Source organism: Deinococcus radiodurans R1 = ATCC 13939 = DSM 20539, from assembly GCF_000008565.1.
In the GTDB taxonomy this organism is placed as follows: Bacteria; Deinococcota; Deinococci; order Deinococcales; family Deinococcaceae; genus Deinococcus; species Deinococcus radiodurans.
Genome location: NC_001263.1, coordinates 2,450,382 through 2,465,000, shown reverse-complemented (window position 1 = coordinate 2,465,000; position 14,619 = coordinate 2,450,382). Strand labels below are relative to the sequence as shown.

General features: G+C 66.6%; 18 protein-coding genes (1 of these 18 cut by a window edge). 11 read left to right on the top strand and 7 right to left on the bottom strand.

Going from position 1 to position 14,619, the window contains the following annotated elements; all coding sequences use genetic code 11:
- The 3 genes in view from DR_RS12700 to DR_RS12690 are tightly spaced (at most 19 nt apart) and all read left to right on the top strand, a layout consistent with a single transcriptional unit that may run on beyond the window.
- Positions 1–502, top strand: partial view of a biotin transporter BioY gene (locus DR_RS12700; protein WP_034351039.1) — the 3' portion only. 62 nt of this gene lie to the left of the window's left edge; only the last 502 of its 564 coding nucleotides appear in the window; the start codon falls outside the window, past its left edge; its stop codon occupies positions 500–502.
- 10 nt (positions 503–512) lie between these two features.
- Positions 513–1,193 carry an energy-coupling factor ABC transporter ATP-binding protein gene (locus DR_RS12695; protein ID WP_010889094.1) on the top strand — a complete coding sequence of 227 codons (681 nt, stop codon included), beginning with the start codon at positions 513–515 and terminating at the stop codon, positions 1,191–1,193.
- 19 nt (positions 1,194–1,212) lie between these two features.
- A complete protein-coding gene (locus DR_RS12690) occupies positions 1,213–1,809 on the top strand; it encodes an energy-coupling factor transporter transmembrane component T family protein (protein ID WP_010889093.1) in 597 nt (198 codons plus the stop codon).
- Between the two features lie 12 nt (positions 1,810–1,821).
- Here DR_RS12690 and DR_RS12685 read toward each other — a convergent pair whose 3' ends face one another.
- The 6 genes from DR_RS12685 to rny all read right to left on the bottom strand — a co-directional run bounded on the left by DR_RS12685 (position 1,822) and on the right by rny (position 7,898).
- Complete coding sequence (locus DR_RS12685; RefSeq protein ID WP_010889092.1) at positions 1,822–2,328, bottom strand: AAA family ATPase; 507 nt, start codon at positions 2,326–2,328, stop codon at positions 1,822–1,824.
- A gap of 48 nt (positions 2,329–2,376) precedes the next feature.
- Entirely contained in the window at positions 2,377–3,060 is a 684-nt protein-coding gene (locus DR_RS12680; protein ID WP_010889091.1) for a Nif3-like dinuclear metal center hexameric protein, read from the bottom strand.
- Entirely contained in the window at positions 3,057–4,196 is a 1,140-nt protein-coding gene (locus tag DR_RS12675) for a pyridoxal-phosphate-dependent aminotransferase family protein (protein WP_010889090.1), read from the bottom strand. The genes DR_RS12680 and DR_RS12675 overlap by 4 nt, the downstream gene beginning before the upstream one ends.
- Before the next feature lie 228 nt (positions 4,197–4,424).
- On the bottom strand, positions 4,425–4,901 hold the full coding sequence (locus DR_RS12670; protein WP_010889089.1) for an FKBP-type peptidyl-prolyl cis-trans isomerase: 477 nt from the start codon (positions 4,899–4,901) through the stop codon (positions 4,425–4,427).
- 60 nt (positions 4,902–4,961) lie between these two features.
- Positions 4,962–5,900, bottom strand: a complete 939-nt coding sequence (locus DR_RS12665; RefSeq protein ID WP_010889088.1) for a magnesium transporter CorA family protein — start codon at positions 5,898–5,900, stop codon at positions 4,962–4,964.
- Between the two features lie 279 nt (positions 5,901–6,179).
- Complete coding sequence (gene rny, locus DR_RS12660) at positions 6,180–7,898, bottom strand: ribonuclease Y (RefSeq protein ID WP_010889087.1); 1,719 nt, start codon at positions 7,896–7,898, stop codon at positions 6,180–6,182.
- A gap of 366 nt (positions 7,899–8,264) precedes the next feature.
- Between rny and DR_RS12655 the strand changes: the two genes are divergently transcribed.
- The 8 genes from DR_RS12655 (at position 8,265) to DR_RS12620 (ending at position 11,934) form a co-directional block, all read left to right on the top strand.
- Positions 8,265–9,350, top strand: coding sequence for a pyridoxal phosphate-dependent aminotransferase (locus DR_RS12655; protein WP_010889086.1), 1,086 nt, complete (start codon positions 8,265–8,267; stop codon positions 9,348–9,350).
- Positions 9,351–9,409: 59 nt separating this feature from the next.
- The gene (locus tag DR_RS12650; protein ID WP_034351049.1) at positions 9,410–9,724 is read left to right on the top strand and encodes a YkgJ family cysteine cluster protein; all 315 of its coding nucleotides are present in this window, start codon (positions 9,410–9,412) and stop codon (positions 9,722–9,724) included.
- Between the two features lie 88 nt (positions 9,725–9,812).
- Entirely contained in the window at positions 9,813–10,313 is a 501-nt protein-coding gene (locus DR_RS12645; protein ID WP_027480322.1) for a flavin reductase family protein, read from the top strand.
- A gap of 3 nt (positions 10,314–10,316) precedes the next feature.
- Complete coding sequence (locus DR_RS12640) at positions 10,317–10,586, top strand: hypothetical protein (protein ID WP_010889083.1); 270 nt, start codon at positions 10,317–10,319, stop codon at positions 10,584–10,586.
- 83 nt (positions 10,587–10,669) lie between these two features.
- Positions 10,670–11,059 (top strand): hypothetical protein, encoded by a 390-nt coding sequence (locus tag DR_RS12635; RefSeq protein WP_234944654.1) that lies wholly within the window; start codon positions 10,670–10,672, stop codon positions 11,057–11,059.
- Positions 11,060–11,171: 112 nt separating this feature from the next.
- A complete protein-coding gene (locus DR_RS12630) occupies positions 11,172–11,345 on the top strand; it encodes a hypothetical protein (RefSeq protein WP_162177785.1) in 174 nt (57 codons plus the stop codon).
- A gap of 11 nt (positions 11,346–11,356) precedes the next feature.
- On the top strand, positions 11,357–11,743 hold the full coding sequence (locus DR_RS12625; RefSeq protein WP_027480323.1) for a hypothetical protein: 387 nt from the start codon (positions 11,357–11,359) through the stop codon (positions 11,741–11,743).
- Positions 11,740–11,934 (top strand): helix-turn-helix transcriptional regulator, encoded by a 195-nt coding sequence (locus DR_RS12620; protein ID WP_010889079.1) that lies wholly within the window; start codon positions 11,740–11,742, stop codon positions 11,932–11,934. The genes DR_RS12625 and DR_RS12620 overlap by 4 nt, the downstream gene beginning before the upstream one ends.
- A gap of 44 nt (positions 11,935–11,978) precedes the next feature.
- On the opposite strand, the gene DR_RS12615 is transcribed toward DR_RS12620, so the two are convergent.
- On the bottom strand, positions 11,979–14,522 hold the full coding sequence (locus DR_RS12615; RefSeq protein WP_010889078.1) for a heavy metal translocating P-type ATPase: 2,544 nt from the start codon (positions 14,520–14,522) through the stop codon (positions 11,979–11,981).
- Positions 14,523–14,619: the final 97 nt, after the last annotated feature.

The following is a 14,619-nucleotide window of genomic DNA, read 5'->3' as shown; positions in this document are numbered from 1 at the left end:
GGTTCCGCCCATCACGCTCGCCACCGGGGTGCCGATTTCGGCGCAGGCACTGGGGCCGATGCTGGCAGGCGCGGTGCTGGGGGCGCGGCGCGGGGCACTGAGCATGGTGCTGTTTCTGGTGCTGGTCGCCGCCGGGCTGCCGCTGCTGGTCGGCGGGCGCGGGGGCATCAGCGCGTTCGCCGGGCCGACAGCGGGCTTTCTGATTTCGTGGCCCATCGCCGCCTTCGTGATTGGCCTGCTCGTCGAGCGGAACTGGGCGCGGCTCAACTTCGCCCTCGCCTTCGCCATCATCTTCGTGAGCAGCGTGGTCATCATGTACGGCATCGGCAACGCCTGGCTGAGCTACTCCGCACCCATGAGTTACCTCAAAGCCACCATCGCCGCCGGTCCCTTTTTGCCGGGTGACCTGCTCAAGTCGGTGCTGGCCGCGCTGGTGGCGGTGACGGTCAAGCGCAGCTATCCCATCATCCGGGTGCGTCCGGCGGTGCAGCCGGCGCGGTGAGCGGACCCGCATGATCGAACTTCGCCATGTTTCGCACCACTACGACGAGCGGCCCGTGCTGCGGCCCCTCAGTCTGACCCTACGCGAGCGGCGAATAGGCGTGGTGGGCAGCAACGGCAGCGGCAAAAGCACCTTTGCGCGGCTGCTCAATGCGCTGCTGCTGCCTGCCGCCGGGCAGGTGCTGGTGGATGGGCTCGACACCCGGCAAGACCCTAAAGGTGTGCGCCGCAAGGTCGGCTTCGTCTTTCAGAACCCCGACCATCAAATCGTGTTTCCGGTGGTCGAAGAAGACCTCGCCTTCGGGCTGAAAAACCTGAAATTGCCGCCTGCCGAGGTGGAAGCCCGCATCGGTGAGGTGCTGGAACGCTACGACCTGGGGGAATACCGTCAGCACCCCTCGCACCTGCTCAGCGGGGGGCAAAAGCAACTGCTCGCCATTTCGGGCGTGCTGGTGATGCGGCCCGAGTACGTCGTGTTCGACGAGCCGACCACCTTGCTCGACCTGCGCAACCGCAACCGGGTGGCGGCGGCCATCCGCGAGTTGCCGCAGACGGCGATTGTGGTGACGCACGACCTGGACTTGCTGCGCGACTTCGAGCGGGTGCTGGTGTTCGAGGCCGGAGAACTCATCGCCGACGCGCCGCCCGCCGAGGCGCTGCGGGTCTACCGGGAGCGGATGACGTGGCCCTGAACCGCTCACCGGAAGCCGCATGACGCTGGGTCTTTATGTCCCCCGCGACTCGCCGCTGCACCGCGCCGCGCCGGGCGTCAAGCTGCTGGGGCTGCTGCTGTGCGGCGTGCTGGTGTTTATGCTGCATGACTGGCGTCCCCTGCTGGCGCTGCTGGGGCTGACGCTGGCGCTCTACGCCGTCGCGCGTCTGGGGTGGCGCACCACCTGGGCGCAACTGCGGCCTGCGCTGGGGCTGCTGCTGTTTTTTCTGGTCGTGCAGGGGCTGCTGACGAACTGGGAAACCGCTGTCGTCACCGCCCTGCGCTTCGGGGTGATGATTCTGCTCGCCTCGCTGGTCACGCTCACCACGCGCACTTCGGCGCTGCTGGCCGGACTGGAACGGGCCGCCCTGCCGCTGGCCCGGCTGGGGGTCAATCCGGCGCGGGTGAGCCTCGCCGTGTCGCTCACCCTGCGCTTTATTCCGGTGGTCGCGCAGACCGTGCAGGACGTGCGGGAAGCGCAGCGGGCGCGCGGTATCGAGAAAAATATGCTGGCGCTGGCGGTGCCGGTCATCGTGCGGACACTGAAGATGGCCGACGACGTGGCAGACGCGATAGATGCGCGGTCCTGGGATTGACCTAACTGCCTTTCAGAGCGCGTATTCCTCTGCCGTGTGCCGCACCTCCGCGTGGTCGAAACGGGCAAGCTCGGCGGCTGAGGGACGCTGAAACCAGCCGTTCCATTCGAGCAGTTCCTCACGCGACACCACGAAGGTCTGCGGGTGGTGCGGTGCCAGTGCGTTGCGGGCTTCGAGCCGCTGCCAGAGCTGCTCGACGGGCAGGTCGAGGACGTGCAGCTCGGCACGGGCGCCCAGAGCATGAGCGCGGTTCCGGTACAGTTCGCGCTCGTCCGGGGACCACAGGCCGTAATCGAGAACGACGTTGACGCCCAGGCTCAGCACGCGCTCGGCCACGCTCCAGAGCAGGTCGTGTTCGAGGACCGCGCGTTTGCCATCCATGTCCCCCGCGCCGAACAGCGGTTTCATCCAGTCGTCGGGGGTGAGCCGCAGAGCGGCGTGCTCGCGCTCAAGTTGGCGGGCGAGGGTCGTTTTTCCGGCGCCCGGCAGACCGACGAGCAAAAACAGGGTGGGCGGCATAGGGGAGGCAGGGTAGCGCGCGCCGCCTCACCGGGTCCTGACGCGGCCTCAGCGCTGGCCGAGCACCTGGGTTCGCACCCCCGGAAAAGCAGCTTCCAGCTCACGCGCCAGTTGCCGCAGGCCCCACAACTCACTGCGGCGATGACCGAGCGCCACGACGCCGAGGCCGAGCGCCTGTGCCGCCTTCACCGCCGAGGGCCGCAGTTGCCCGGTGAGGTAGACGCTGACGCCCTGCGCCGCTGCCCGCTGCAACAGCTCGGGCCGCATGGCGTTCATCAGCGCCACGCGGGGCCGCGCAGCCGACTCAGGAGCAAGGGCCGCGTCCTCCCCGCCGAGTTCGGCCCGCAGCGCGGCGTGCAGGGCGTCCCAGGTCGTTTCGGGCGGCGTCGCCAGCAGTCCGCTCGCCCGCTCCCACTCGACGAGCTGCACGTCCTGCCAACCGAGCTTTGCGGCTAGCCTCAGATTTGGCCCGGTGGTCAGGTGGCGGTCGAAGCCGTCGTGGACCGCCAGGAGGCCGATGCCGATGCCCGGCCAGCGCTCGCCGACGCCGCGTGAACGGTGGAGAAACAGCGCGTCGGCGCTCAGTTCAGGCGGCACATCATGAGGTTCCAGGGCCAGCGCCAGGGTATGAATGGGACCGCTGCTAGGACGGAGTACAGGACGCCGCTCCCCCAGCGCGGCACTCAGCCAGTCGGCGAGGTCGCCGAGGGTGGGTGCCCGGTCCTCGCTCAACGGCTCACGGCGCAGACCTGACGCAGCGCGGCCCCGAAGCGCTCCGCCGCGCCGGAGACGTCCTGCAACTTGTCGAGGCCGAACAGCCCGATGCGGAAGGTCTTGAAGCCGGCGGGCTCGTCCACCTGAAGCGGCACGCCGGACGCGATTTGCAGCCCGGCCTCACGGAAAGCCTTGCCGCTCTGGATGTCGTCCTGGTCGGTGTAGCTGACCACCACGCCGGGCGCCTCGAAGCCGGGAGCCGCCACGCTGCGAAAGCCCGCTTCCGCGAGCAGGCCGCGCACCCGCAGGCCGAGTTCCCATTGGGCGTCCTGCGCTTTCTGAAAGCCAAACGCCTTTACTTCCTGCACGGTGTCGCGGAATTGCCGCAGCCCATCGGTGGGCAGGGTCGCGTGATAGGCGAAGCCGCCGTCCTCATAGCTTTTCATGATGCTGCGCCACTTTTTCAGGTCGAGGGTGAAGCTCACCGAGTTGGTGGCCTCCACGCGGGCGGCGGCGGCCTCGCTCAACATGACCAGCCCGGCGCAGGGCGTGCTGCTCCAGCCTTTTTGCGGCGCGGAAATCAGCACGTCGATGCCGAGTGAGTGCATATCCAGCCACACGCAGCCCGAGGCGATGCAGTCGATGACGAGCAGCCCGCCGACCTCGTGGGTGGCCTCGGCCAGCGCCTTGATGTAGTCCTCGGGCAGGATGATGCCCGCCGAAGTTTCCACGTGCGGCGCGAACACCAGCGCGGGGCGCTCGCGGCGGATGGTGGCAGTGGCTTCTTCGATGGGGAAAGGCGCAAACTGCGGGGCCTTGCCTTCCTCTTGCGCCTGGGCCTTGAGCACCGTGACCGACTTCGGCAGGTGGCTCATCTCCACGATTTGCGACCAGCGGTAGCTGAACCAGCCGTTGCGGATGACCAGGCAGTGCTGCCCCTGGGCGAGCTGGTCCACCACCGCTTCCATCGCCGAGGTGCCGGAGCCTGGGATGATGGCGACGGCGTGGGCGTGGTACACCGCTTTCAGGTCCGCCGAGAGGTCGCGCATGACCCCCTGGAACACCTGGGACATGTGGTTGAGCGAGCGGTCGGTGTAGACCACCGAGTATTCGAGCAGGCCGTCGGGGTCGATATCGGGGCGCAGGGCTGGCATGGAGAGAGGATAGCGGGCGCGGTGAAGGCCGGGCCATCCACCATCTACCCACCCCAGGTTGCTGCCTCAGCCTTTCGGTGCGGCGTCTTTGTCGCGCGGTTCGACTGGCATGGGCCGGTTACGCAAAAGCCAGTGCTGAAAGGGTTGGGAACGCGGCCCATCAAGCGGTAAGGCAATGAAAAAACCCGTCACCTTCCTCGGCAACGGGCTTTCCTCGGGTGTCGTGGCTTACTGCCCGTCTTCGCCTTCTTCGCCGGCGTAGCCCTGCTCGAGCTCCTGCGCGGTGGCGTCGCGCACGGCGAGCACCTTGACCTTGAAGTGCAGCGTTTCCCCGGCCAGCGGGGGGTTGAAGTCGGCGCGGACCTTGTCGCCATTAACCGACACGACGGTAAAGGGGTAGGGCGTGCCGTCGGCGGCCTGCATGTAGTAGGTTTCGCCTTCTTCCACGTCGTCGTCGAAGTCGGCGCGGTCGAGTTCCTCGATGGCTTCGTCGTTGCGCTCGCCGTAGCCGTCTTCGGGGGGCACGATGACTTCAAAGTCGTCGCCGGGCTGCTTGCCGTCCAGGGCGCGTTCCAGGCCCGGAATAATCAGACCGTGGCCGTGCAGGTAGGTCAGCGGCTCGCCGGGTTCGCTGTGGTCGAGGACTTCGCCGCGCACGGTGAGCTGGTAATCGAGTTCTACAACCTTGTCCTGAGCAATGTTCATATGACCTCCTGGGCCAGAGTTTCTTCTCCAGGGCCTGGGCGCGAGTGTATCAGCAGCGGGCTAAAACACTTTCCAGCGGTAAAAGAGAAAGGCGAGCAGCGACGCGATGCCCATCGCCACCGTCATGACCAGCCAGAAACCGTAGGGACTGTCGCTGAAGGGCAAGCCCTCCACGTTCATGCCGAAAAAGCCGCTCACGAGGGTCGGAATCGCCACCAGAATGGTCGTCACGGTCAGCACTTTGACCACCTGGTTGACGTTGTTGTTGATGACGCTGGCAAAGGCCCCGGCCATGCTGGTCAAGATGTTGCTGGCGATAGACGCCATTTCGATGGCCTGCAAGTTCTCGATCAGCACGTCGTCGAGCAGCTCGGAGTCTTCCTCGTACATCTCGAAGATGCGGTCGCGCTTGACCCGTTCCATCATCGCCTCGTTGGCCTTGAGGCCGGTGATGAAGTACACCAGACTCTTTTCGAGCTTGAGCAGGTCGAGCAGTTCGCGGTTGCGGGTGGCGTTTTCCATCTTGTCTTCGATGGCGTCCACCCGTTTGTTGATCTGGCGCACGTCGATCAGAAACCGCTGGGCGTTGCGGAGAAACAGTTGCAACGTCAGGCGGTTTTTCTTGACCGTGCTGACCCGGCGCACCAGCCCGCTCACCACGTCCTTGACGACCGGGTTTTCTTCGAGCGAGCAGACCGTGACAAGGCAGTGGTCGGTGTGCAAAATCCCCAGCGGCACCGTGTCGTAGGGAATGTCGCTGTCTTCAGCGAGGCGGTAGCTCGTCTGCATGATGATCAGCAGTTGCCCGTCTTCGCGCTCGAAGCGCGAGCGTTCGTCGGGGTCGAGCGGATACTTGAGATAGTCGAGTTCCAGGCCCGTTTCGCGGCTCACGCGGGCAAGTTCCTCAGTGGTGGGGGCGGCAGCGTCGATCCAGCAGCCGTCCATGTAGTGGTCGGTGACGGTCAGTTTGCCGCCGATGGAGCGGTAGTAGGTCAGCACGGGCCGCCTCCCGCGTTCAGATGGGTGTGGGGCATGGGGCCTCCTTGGGGGGGTGGGGCGACGTGTGACTGGGGGGTTCGCTGTCCAGATGGTCCTGATTCACGGCTTTCCTCACCTCCTTGCAGGGGCCGCGCTCACGCAGCGTTCAACATGGTAGCGCCGAGCGGGGCAAGGGAAAAGGGCCGGCAGGGGCAACGGGTGGGGGCAACCCCCCCCCGACGGCCCACGAAAAGCCCCCTCCGGGTGGGGAGGGGGACAGCGTGTGGAGAGGGGCCTGCTTTAGCGGGCGACCCCCACCGCCCGGCTCTCGCGCACCACCGTCACCTGCACCTGACCGGGGTATTCCATGTCCTGCTCGACCCGGCCCGCGATGTCACGGGCGAGCAGCGTGGCCTGGGCGTCGGTGACTTTCTCGGGCTGCACGATGACGCGCACCTCGCGCCCGGCCTGAATGGCGTAGGCCTGCTGCACGCCGGGAAAGGCGACCGCGATCTGCTCGAGCTGCTCGAGGCGGCGCACGTAGGACTCGAGCGCCTCGCGCCGCGCGCCGGGCCGGGCCGCGCTGATGGCGTCGGCGGCGGCCACCAGCACCGAGTACAGCGTTTCGCCGTTTTCGGGGTCATGGTGGTGCGCGATGGCGTCGATGACCTCGGCGGGCTCACCGAAGCGCCGGGCGAGGTTGATGCCGATTTCGACGTGGGTGCCTTCGATTTCGCGGTCGATGCTCTTGCCCACGTCGTGCATCAGCCCGGCGCGGCGGGCGAGCGCGGCGTCGAGACCGAGTTCGTCGGCCATGATGCCGGTGAGGTGCGCGACCTGCACCGAGTGCTTGAGCACGTTCTGGCTGTAGCTGGTGCGGAAATACATCCGCCCGAGCAGTTGCACCAGCCCCGGCTTGAGGCCCACCACGCCCGCTTCGATGGCCGCTTCCTCGCCCTGCTGGTGGATGAAGGTCTTCATGTCGTCCTGCGCTTTGTGCACCATTTCCTCGATGCGGGTGGGGTGAATCCGTCCGTCGGCTACCAGCGCGTCAAGGACGTGCCGGGCGACCTCGCGGCGCAACGGGTTGAAGCTGCTGAGAATCACGGCTTCGGGGGTGTCGTCGATAATCAGGTCCACCCCGGTCAGCGACTCGAAGGCGCGGATGTTGCGGCCCTCGCGCCCGATGAGGCGGCCTTTCATGGCGTCGCTGGGAATCGGGACCACGCTGACCGAGAGCTGGGCGCTCGTTTCCGAGGCGCTGCGCTGAATCGCCTGGGCGATGATCGAGCGGGCGCTGCGCCGGGCCTCGGCCCCCGCCTTCTCGGTCATCGCCTTGACGCGGATGGCCTTTTCTTCCTCGAGTTCGGCGTTCAGGCGGCCCAGAATCTGCTCGCGGGCCACTTCGGGGGTCAGGCCGGCCACCTCGTAGAGTTTGAGGTCGGCCTGCCGCAGCCGCTCGGCGACCTCCTGCTCCTGGCGCTGCACCTCGCGCCAGCCGCCTTCGAGCCGCTCCTCGAGGGCGTCGAGTTTGTCGCTGCGGGCGTCGAGCTGCTCGGTGCGGCGCCCGAGCCTCTCGATTTCGCGGCCCAGGTCCTCGCGTTCGCGCCGGGTTTCCTGGCGGTCGGTGCTCAGGGCCTCGCGCTGCTGCGCGGCGTCGGCCTTGGCCTGCTCGCGCTCGGCCTCGAGTTGCGCGCGCAGGGCGCGGACCTGCTCACGCTGCTCGTCGAGCCGGGCTTCGTGGGCGGCGGCCAGGGTGTCACGCTCGGCGGCGTCTTGCACGCGCCGGGCCGCGTCTTGCGTCTTGCTGATGGCGTCTTGCCGGTCCTGCTCGGCGGCTTCGTGCAGCTCCCGTGCGTGGCGCTGGGCCTCGGCACGGATCTGCTGCGCTTCTGCTTGGGCCTCGCGCTGAAGGCGGTCATCGGTGACGGCCTGTTGCCGACTTCCGATCGCCCGCTGCACGAGAACCCCACCGATCAGTCCGAGCAGGAGGCTCAGAATCACATACAACGTGGGCATGTTCTGTCTTGGCTCCTTTCGGACAGCTTCAGGGCACTCGGCGGGCCTGGGGAGGCGCGCGCCGCGCCCGGAGTGTTCCAGGGGTGAACACCTCGCACGTGGATGAACAATGAAAGGTGTCCGCCGCGCAGTTTAGCGGCTGCGCCCTACGGGTAGAGGGGGGCCGGTCGAGGGGAGTGAGACGAACTGCGACCAAATCCCCCGGTTTTGGGATTCAATCCGAACGGAGTGAGAAGCAGCAAAAACGGGTTTCGGGAAATGGACCCGCATCCGGCGCTGTCCCGGATGTGGGGGAAGTGGACGAAATCCGTCTGAGAAGGGGAGGGGGAAGCGGCGCGTCCGGCTGCCGGGTGATACAACTCCTGCATGACCCAGACGCCTCCCCCCGCACCCGGCCCCTCCGGCGTGCGTCAGGCCGTGCGCGACATTCCGGCCTATCCGTTTACGCCCATCGACGTGCCGTACAAGCTCGACCAGAACGAGAATCCCTACGATTTTCCGCCCGAGCTCAAGCAAAAGGCCGCCGAGCGGATGCTCGCCCACCCCTGGAACCGCTATCCCGACCTGCACGCCGACACGCTGCGCGCCGCCATTGCCGGCTACGAGGGCTGGGACGCGGCAGGCGTGGTGATTACGCCGGGCAGCAACGTCCTCATCAAGATTCTGACCGAACTCGGTGGCATCGGGCAGACGGTGCTGACCACCGACCCCACATTCAGCGTCTATACCCTCGAAGCCGCGATGCTGGGCGCCGAACTGGTGCTGACGCCGCTGAACCCCGACTTCTCGCTGCCGGTGGAGGCGACCTTGCAGGCCCTCGCCGCCCACGCGCCGGGCGTGTTCTACGTAACGCAGCCCCACGCGCCGACCGGCCACAGCGACCGCCCGGAGGACGTGCGTCGGGTGGTAGAAGTTGCCGACCGCCTCGGCTGGGTGACGGTGATCGACGAGGCGTACTCCCAGTACGCGGGCACCGATTACCGCGAGCTGGTGCGGGCGGGCAAGCACGTCCTCTCCCTGCGGACCTTTTCCAAGGCCTGGGGGCTGGCAGGCGTGCGGGCCGGGTACCTGCTGACCAACCCCGAACTCGCCGGGCACCTGCAAAAGCTGGTGTCGGCCTTCACCATTAACTTTTTGACGCAGGCCGTCATCGAAACCGCGCTCGAACACCCCGAGTACATGCGCGAGCGGGTGGCCGAGGCGATTGCCGAGCGTGGGCGGATTTACGCGGCGGTGCAGGGCCACCCCACCTGCACCATCTTCCCGAGCAATACGAACTTTTTTCTGCTGAAGACGCCCGACGCCGACGCCGCCTACCGGCACCTGCTGGAGCACGGCATCGTCTGCCGCCGCCAGGACAAACTGCGTGGACTGGACGGCTGCCTGCGCATCGCGGTAGGCACGCCCGCTGAAAACGACGCCCTGATTGCGGCGATTCTCGCGCTGCGCTGAGCGCGGGGCAGGTAGGGTGGAGGGGCCGGGTGGCTTCCTCCGCCCTCTGCTTCTTTCTTATGTCTGACCTCTTTGAGCCGCCTCCAGACTTTCCCGCCCGCTCTGCGCTGCGCCGCGACTGTACGGCGTGCGGGGCGTGTTGCTCGGCGCCCGATATTCACGCGCTGGGCAAGCCGTTGGGGGTGCCGTGCCGCTTTCTGGGAGCGGAAAACACGCAGGGAGCGTGTCTGTGCGGCATCTATCTGGAGCGCCCGGCGGTCTGCCGCAGCTACGCGCCCGACTGGGTGTGCGGCGAGGTGGCGCCACTGCCCACGCTGGAAGCGCGCATCCGGCGGTTTCTGGAGATTTACGGGCTGGACCCGGTTACAGGTTGACTCAGCCACAGGTTGATCGGGCTACAGCTTGACCCGGCCATTGGCGCGGCCCGGAAAGCGGCGCGGCCCGGGCGGTAAACTGCCCGGCATGACCCACAGCCCCGACGCGGACGCCCACAGCGGCATCACGCCCCTCGAATTCCGGCAGACCCTGGGCCGCTTCGCCAGCGGCGTGACCATCATCACCGCGCAGGACGGCGAGCAGCGCCGGGGCATGACCGCCAGCGCCTTCGTGTCGGTCAGCCTGACGCCGCCGCTCGTGCTGGTCAGCGTGGACCGGCGGGCGCACATGCACGGGCTGCTGGCGGAGCCCGAAGTCACGCACTTCGGCGTCAACGTCCTGGGGGCCAATCAGCGGCATCTCAGCGACCACTTCGCCGGGCGGCCCGGTCCCGAGGAAAGCGTGCCTTGGTTCATGCACGAGTCGGTGCCCTTGCTCGGCGGCACCATCGCGCAGCTCGTGTGCCGCAAGGAGCAGGTCATCGCGGCGGGCGACCACACGCTCTATATGGGCTTTGTCGAGTACAGCCGCTACACCGACGACGACCCGCTGCTCTATTTTCGTGGGCAATACCACGAACTGGGCTGAGCGGTGCCCACTTCCGCGCTGCACCTGCTGATCGCGCTTGCTCTGGCGGGCCTGACGCGACTGGTGGCCTATCCGCTCGACCTCGGCGGGGGCCGCCAGGTGGACGCCCTCGACGCCTTTTTGCTGATGTTCGCCCTCGTCAACCTGCGCCTGGGCTGGAGCGCGGCCAACGCGGAAAACGGAGGCCGGGCGCCCGCGTGGTTCGTGGCGGTGGCGCTGGTCGCGGCGGCGGTCATCACCTTTGCGATGCTGGCGGCGCTGACGCCCGCATAGACATTGAAATTGAGAGAGGCTCCCCCAGATGTGGGGGTTTTCTTTTGGAGGACGCCTCTTCAGCTTTTGGCGGCTACGCTGGAATGATGCGGCCTAAAGACCACCTGTGGCTCGGCGCGATTTTTCTGCTGCTGACCGCCTTTTTCTGGCCGCGCCACACCGATACGCTCGCTCATTTGCCCTGGCCGGGGCCGGCAGGGACGCGCTGGGCAGGAACGGAACTGCGGGGGATGCAGCGCTGGGAAGGGGCATTCAGCAATGTCAGTCTTGCCGGGGGAGCTCTGGAACTGCGCTGCCGCCACTTTCCCGTCCTGAAAACGAAAACGGAATACTGGCCCGGCCCTGAATGGCACGGCTGGGCCGAGTGGCACACCGACCGGGTGACCTACCAGCCAGGGTGGAAGACCGCTTCTTCCAAAATCAGGCCCGTGAGCATCGCCGCCCCGTGGTGGCTGCGCTGGTGCCCCAGCTGAAGTTCTGCATGTCACCTTCCCTTGACCTGATGACAAGAATGCTTGACATAAAGCAATGCCTCCCTTACTCTTGATGTCAAGCAAACATGACTTCAAGACAAGGGGAATAGACATGACGACCGACAAAAAACTGAGCCTGGCCCTTCTTCCCACCAATGCCATAGCCGTTCTGCTGATGGGCATAGCTGCCAACCACCCTCAGGCGGGCGCGTTCACTCAAGCGTTGTTCGTGCTGATTGTGCTGGCCTTCTGCGTGCAGCTGTGGGCTGCGGGTCGCCACGCATGAACAGTCAGCGTATGCGCCAGTTTGAAGCTAAATTGCGCCCCCTCACTTGGCTGGGCTTTATCAACACGGCAGCGCTTTTTGCTTCGCTGTTTCTGGGACCAAGGGGCGAGGTCAACCCCTATTTCGTTCTGTTCGTCTTGCTCAGTAGTGTCATTAATACGGTTCGCAATGTCAAAATGTACGGTCTGATGGATGAATATGAACGCTCGTTGATGCTGCAGGCGATAGCGGTGGCTTTCATCTTTCTGATGGTGAGTGTGTTTGTGACTGGAATGGCGGCGTCCATCAGTCCCGCTGAAGCTGTTTCACCGCTGCTGCTCATGGTGCTTTTTCTGCTGAGTTTTGCGGTCATGGGTATTGCCCAAAATGTGATGCAACGCCGCGAGTCACAGGAATGAAAAACCGCATCAAGGTCTTGCGGGCCGAACACAACCTGACCCAGGCCGACCTTGCCGACAAACTGGACGTGTCGCGCCAGACCATCAACGCGCTGGAGACGGGAAAATACGACCCCTCGTTGCCGCTGGCCTTCAAACTGGCGCGGCTGTTCGGGCTCAGAATTGAGGACATTTTTCAGGACGAGGGCTGAACTGCGGGCAAAAGAAACTCCCCGTCACAGGGGAGCTTTTTTGGTTAGCCTTTGACAGACAGGGGCGGCGTAAACCCACGTAGCCGCAGGGCGTTGCTCATCACAAAGACGCTGCTCAAGCCCATTGCGGCGGCGGCCAGCACCGGCGAGAGGCCCAGGCCCCAGGGTGCAAGGACTCCCGCCGCCACCGGAATCAGCAGCACGTTGTAGGCGAAGGCCCAGAACAGGTTGAGCTTGATGTTGCGAATCACGGCGCGGCTGAGCGCCACCGCGTTCGGCACGCTGCGCAGGTCGCCGCCCAACAGGATCACGTCGGCAGTTTCCACGGCCACGTCGGTCCCAGTGCCGATGGCCACGCCCACGTCGGCCCCGGCGAGGGCGGGCGCGTCGTTGATGCCGTCGCCCACGAAGGCCACCCGCTGACCGCACTGCTGGAGTTCGGCCACCGCCTGCGCCTTGCCTTCGGGCAATACCTCGGCCAGCACGCGGTTGACACCGGCTTCACGCGCCACCGCTTCGGCGGTCGCCCGTGCGTCGCCCGTCACCATTGCCACGTCCAGCCCCTGCGCCGTGAGGGTGCGAATGGCCTCGGCGCTGCCTTCACGGATGGGGTCGGCCACGCCCAGCAATCCGGCGAGTTGACCGTCCACCGCCGCGAAGACCGGCGTACGGGCGCGGGCGGCGAGTTCGTCGGCCTTTGCCCCCAGTTCGCCCAGCGGCAGGCCGAGCTGCGCCATGAAGCGGGCGGCGCCGATTTCTACCCGCCGACCGTCCACCTCGGCGCGCAGGCCGTAGCCGGGAAGAGCCTGGAACGAGGAGGGTTGAGGGAGCGTGGGGGATGGGGCGGGTTCGTTGGTCACACGCCCCCTCACCCCTGGCTGCGCCAGGCCCTCTCCCGCAAGGGGCGAGGGTGAAAGAGTGGCGGCCCGCTCAATCGCCCGGGCCAGCGGATGCTCGGACGGTCCCTCGGCAATGGCGGCGAGTCTCAGCAGTTCCCCATCACCCATCACCCATCTCCCATCCACGACCACGTCCGTCACTTCCATCACGCCCCGCGTCACGGTCCCGGTCTTGTCGAGCGCCACCGTCTGCGCTTCGCCCAGGCCTTCCAGCGCGGCCCCGCTGCGAAACAGCACGCCGAGCTGCGCGGCGCGGCCCGAGCCCACCATGATAGAGACCGGCGTGGCGAGGCCCATCGCGCACGGGCAGGCGATGATGAGGACGGCGACGGTGTGAATCAGCGCGTTCGACAGCGCCGACGGCCCGCCCACGTACAGCCACGCCAGGAAAGTGACGAGCGCAATTGCCAGCACCAGCGGCACGAACTGCGCCACCACCCGGTCGGCAAGGCCCTGAATCGGCGGACGGCTCGCCTGCGCGTCCTCCACCAGCCGGATAATCCGCGCCAGGGCGGTGTCGGCGCCCACCCCCGTCGCCCGGAAGGTCAGCGAGCCGGTGCCGTTGACCGTGCCGCCGGTGACTTTCGCGCCCGCCGCCTTGTGGACGGGCACGCTTTCGCCGGTCAGCATGGACTCGTCCACGTAACTCTCGCCGCTCAGCACCTCGCCGTCCACCGGCAGCCGCTCGCCGGAGCGCACCAGCACGGTGTCGCCTACCCGCACGCCGTCCACCGGCACCTCCACGACCTCCGTGCCGCGCTGCACCCGCGCGCTTTGTGGTTGCAGTTGCAACAGCGTCCGCATGGCTTCACTGCTGCGGCCTTTGGCGAGCGCCTCGAAGTATTTGCCCAGCAAAATCAGTGTGATGACCACCGCCGACGCTTCAAAGTAGACGTGGCGGCTGCCTGCCGGGAAGAGCTGCGGCCACAGCGTCACCGCGAGGCTGTAGAAAAAGGCGGCGGACGTGCCCAGCATCACCAGCGTGTTCATGTCGGGGCTGCGGTGACGCAGGGCGGCCCACCCCGTGCGGTAAAAGCGCAGGCCGGGGCCGAACTGCACCGGCGCGGCCAGCAGCAACATCAGCACGTTCATGGCGCGCTCGCCCAGCGTGCCCAGCAGCCAGTGGTGCAGCAGCGGGTAGAGCATCGGGACCATGCTGAGGAGCAGCAGCGGCACGCTGAACACCGCCGAGAAGGTCAGCGAGCGCCGCAGCCCGGCAAGTTCCTCGGCCTTGCGCGCCCGTTCCAGTTCTAGGCGAGAGGCGGCCTGCGTCTGTTCCTCCGGCACGTCGTAGCCCGCGTTCACCACAGCGCTTTTCAGTTCGGCGGGGCTGACGCTGGCAGGCAGGTAGCGCACGCTGGCCCGCTCGGTCGCCAGATTCACCGAGGCGTCCAGCACGCCGTCCGTCTTGTTCAGCGCCCGCTCCACCCGGCCCACGCAAGCCGCGCAGGTCATGCCCGCCACCGGAAACGACAGTTCGGCGGTAGGCGCGTCGTAGCCGGTGTCCACGACCTTTTGCACCAGCGCGGCGGCGTTCGTTAAAGCTGGGTCGTAGGTCACGCTGGCCCGCTCGGTCGCCAGGTTGACGTGGGCTTCCTGCACGCCCTCCACCTTCCTGAGCCCGCGCTCCACCCGCCCCACGCAGGCCGCACAGGTCATTCCTGAGATGTCGAGGTCGAGGGTCTTCATGGAAGGGAGTATACCCTCTCCGGGGGGATGGTTGCAGAGGTCCGAGAGAAAAAGACAGAGAGTGCCCGTTTTCCGTCGCCTAATTCCCGACCTTCGC

What these genes read in the sequence shown, in the direction of transcription:
- DR_RS12695 (WP_010889094.1), top strand. Translation starts at nt 513, where the DNA reads ATGATCGAACTTCGCCATGTTTCGCACCACTACGACGAGCGGCCCGTG.
- DR_RS12690 (WP_010889093.1), top strand. Translation starts at nt 1,213, where the DNA reads ATGACGCTGGGTCTTTATGTCCCCCGCGACTCGCCGCTGCACCGCGCC.
- DR_RS12685 (WP_010889092.1), bottom strand. Translation starts at nt 2,328, where the DNA reads ATGCCGCCCACCCTGTTTTTGCTCGTCGGTCTGCCGGGCGCCGGAAAA.
- DR_RS12675 (WP_010889090.1), bottom strand. Translation starts at nt 4,196, where the DNA reads ATGCCAGCCCTGCGCCCCGATATCGACCCCGACGGCCTGCTCGAATAC.
- DR_RS12670 (WP_010889089.1), bottom strand. Translation starts at nt 4,901, where the DNA reads ATGAACATTGCTCAGGACAAGGTTGTAGAACTCGATTACCAGCTCACC.
- rny (WP_010889087.1), bottom strand. Translation starts at nt 7,898, where the DNA reads ATGCCCACGTTGTATGTGATTCTGAGCCTCCTGCTCGGACTGATCGGT.
- DR_RS12655 (WP_010889086.1), top strand. Translation starts at nt 8,265, where the DNA reads ATGACCCAGACGCCTCCCCCCGCACCCGGCCCCTCCGGCGTGCGTCAG.
- DR_RS12650 (WP_034351049.1), top strand. Translation starts at nt 9,410, where the DNA reads ATGTCTGACCTCTTTGAGCCGCCTCCAGACTTTCCCGCCCGCTCTGCG.
- DR_RS12645 (WP_027480322.1), top strand. Translation starts at nt 9,813, where the DNA reads ATGACCCACAGCCCCGACGCGGACGCCCACAGCGGCATCACGCCCCTC.
- DR_RS12635 (WP_234944654.1), top strand. Translation starts at nt 10,670, where the DNA reads ATGATGCGGCCTAAAGACCACCTGTGGCTCGGCGCGATTTTTCTGCTG.
- DR_RS12630 (WP_162177785.1), top strand. Translation starts at nt 11,172, where the DNA reads ATGACGACCGACAAAAAACTGAGCCTGGCCCTTCTTCCCACCAATGCC.
- DR_RS12625 (WP_027480323.1), top strand. Translation starts at nt 11,357, where the DNA reads ATGCGCCAGTTTGAAGCTAAATTGCGCCCCCTCACTTGGCTGGGCTTT.
- DR_RS12620 (WP_010889079.1), top strand. Translation starts at nt 11,740, where the DNA reads ATGAAAAACCGCATCAAGGTCTTGCGGGCCGAACACAACCTGACCCAG.
- DR_RS12615 (WP_010889078.1), bottom strand. Translation starts at nt 14,522, where the DNA reads ATGAAGACCCTCGACCTCGACATCTCAGGAATGACCTGTGCGGCCTGC.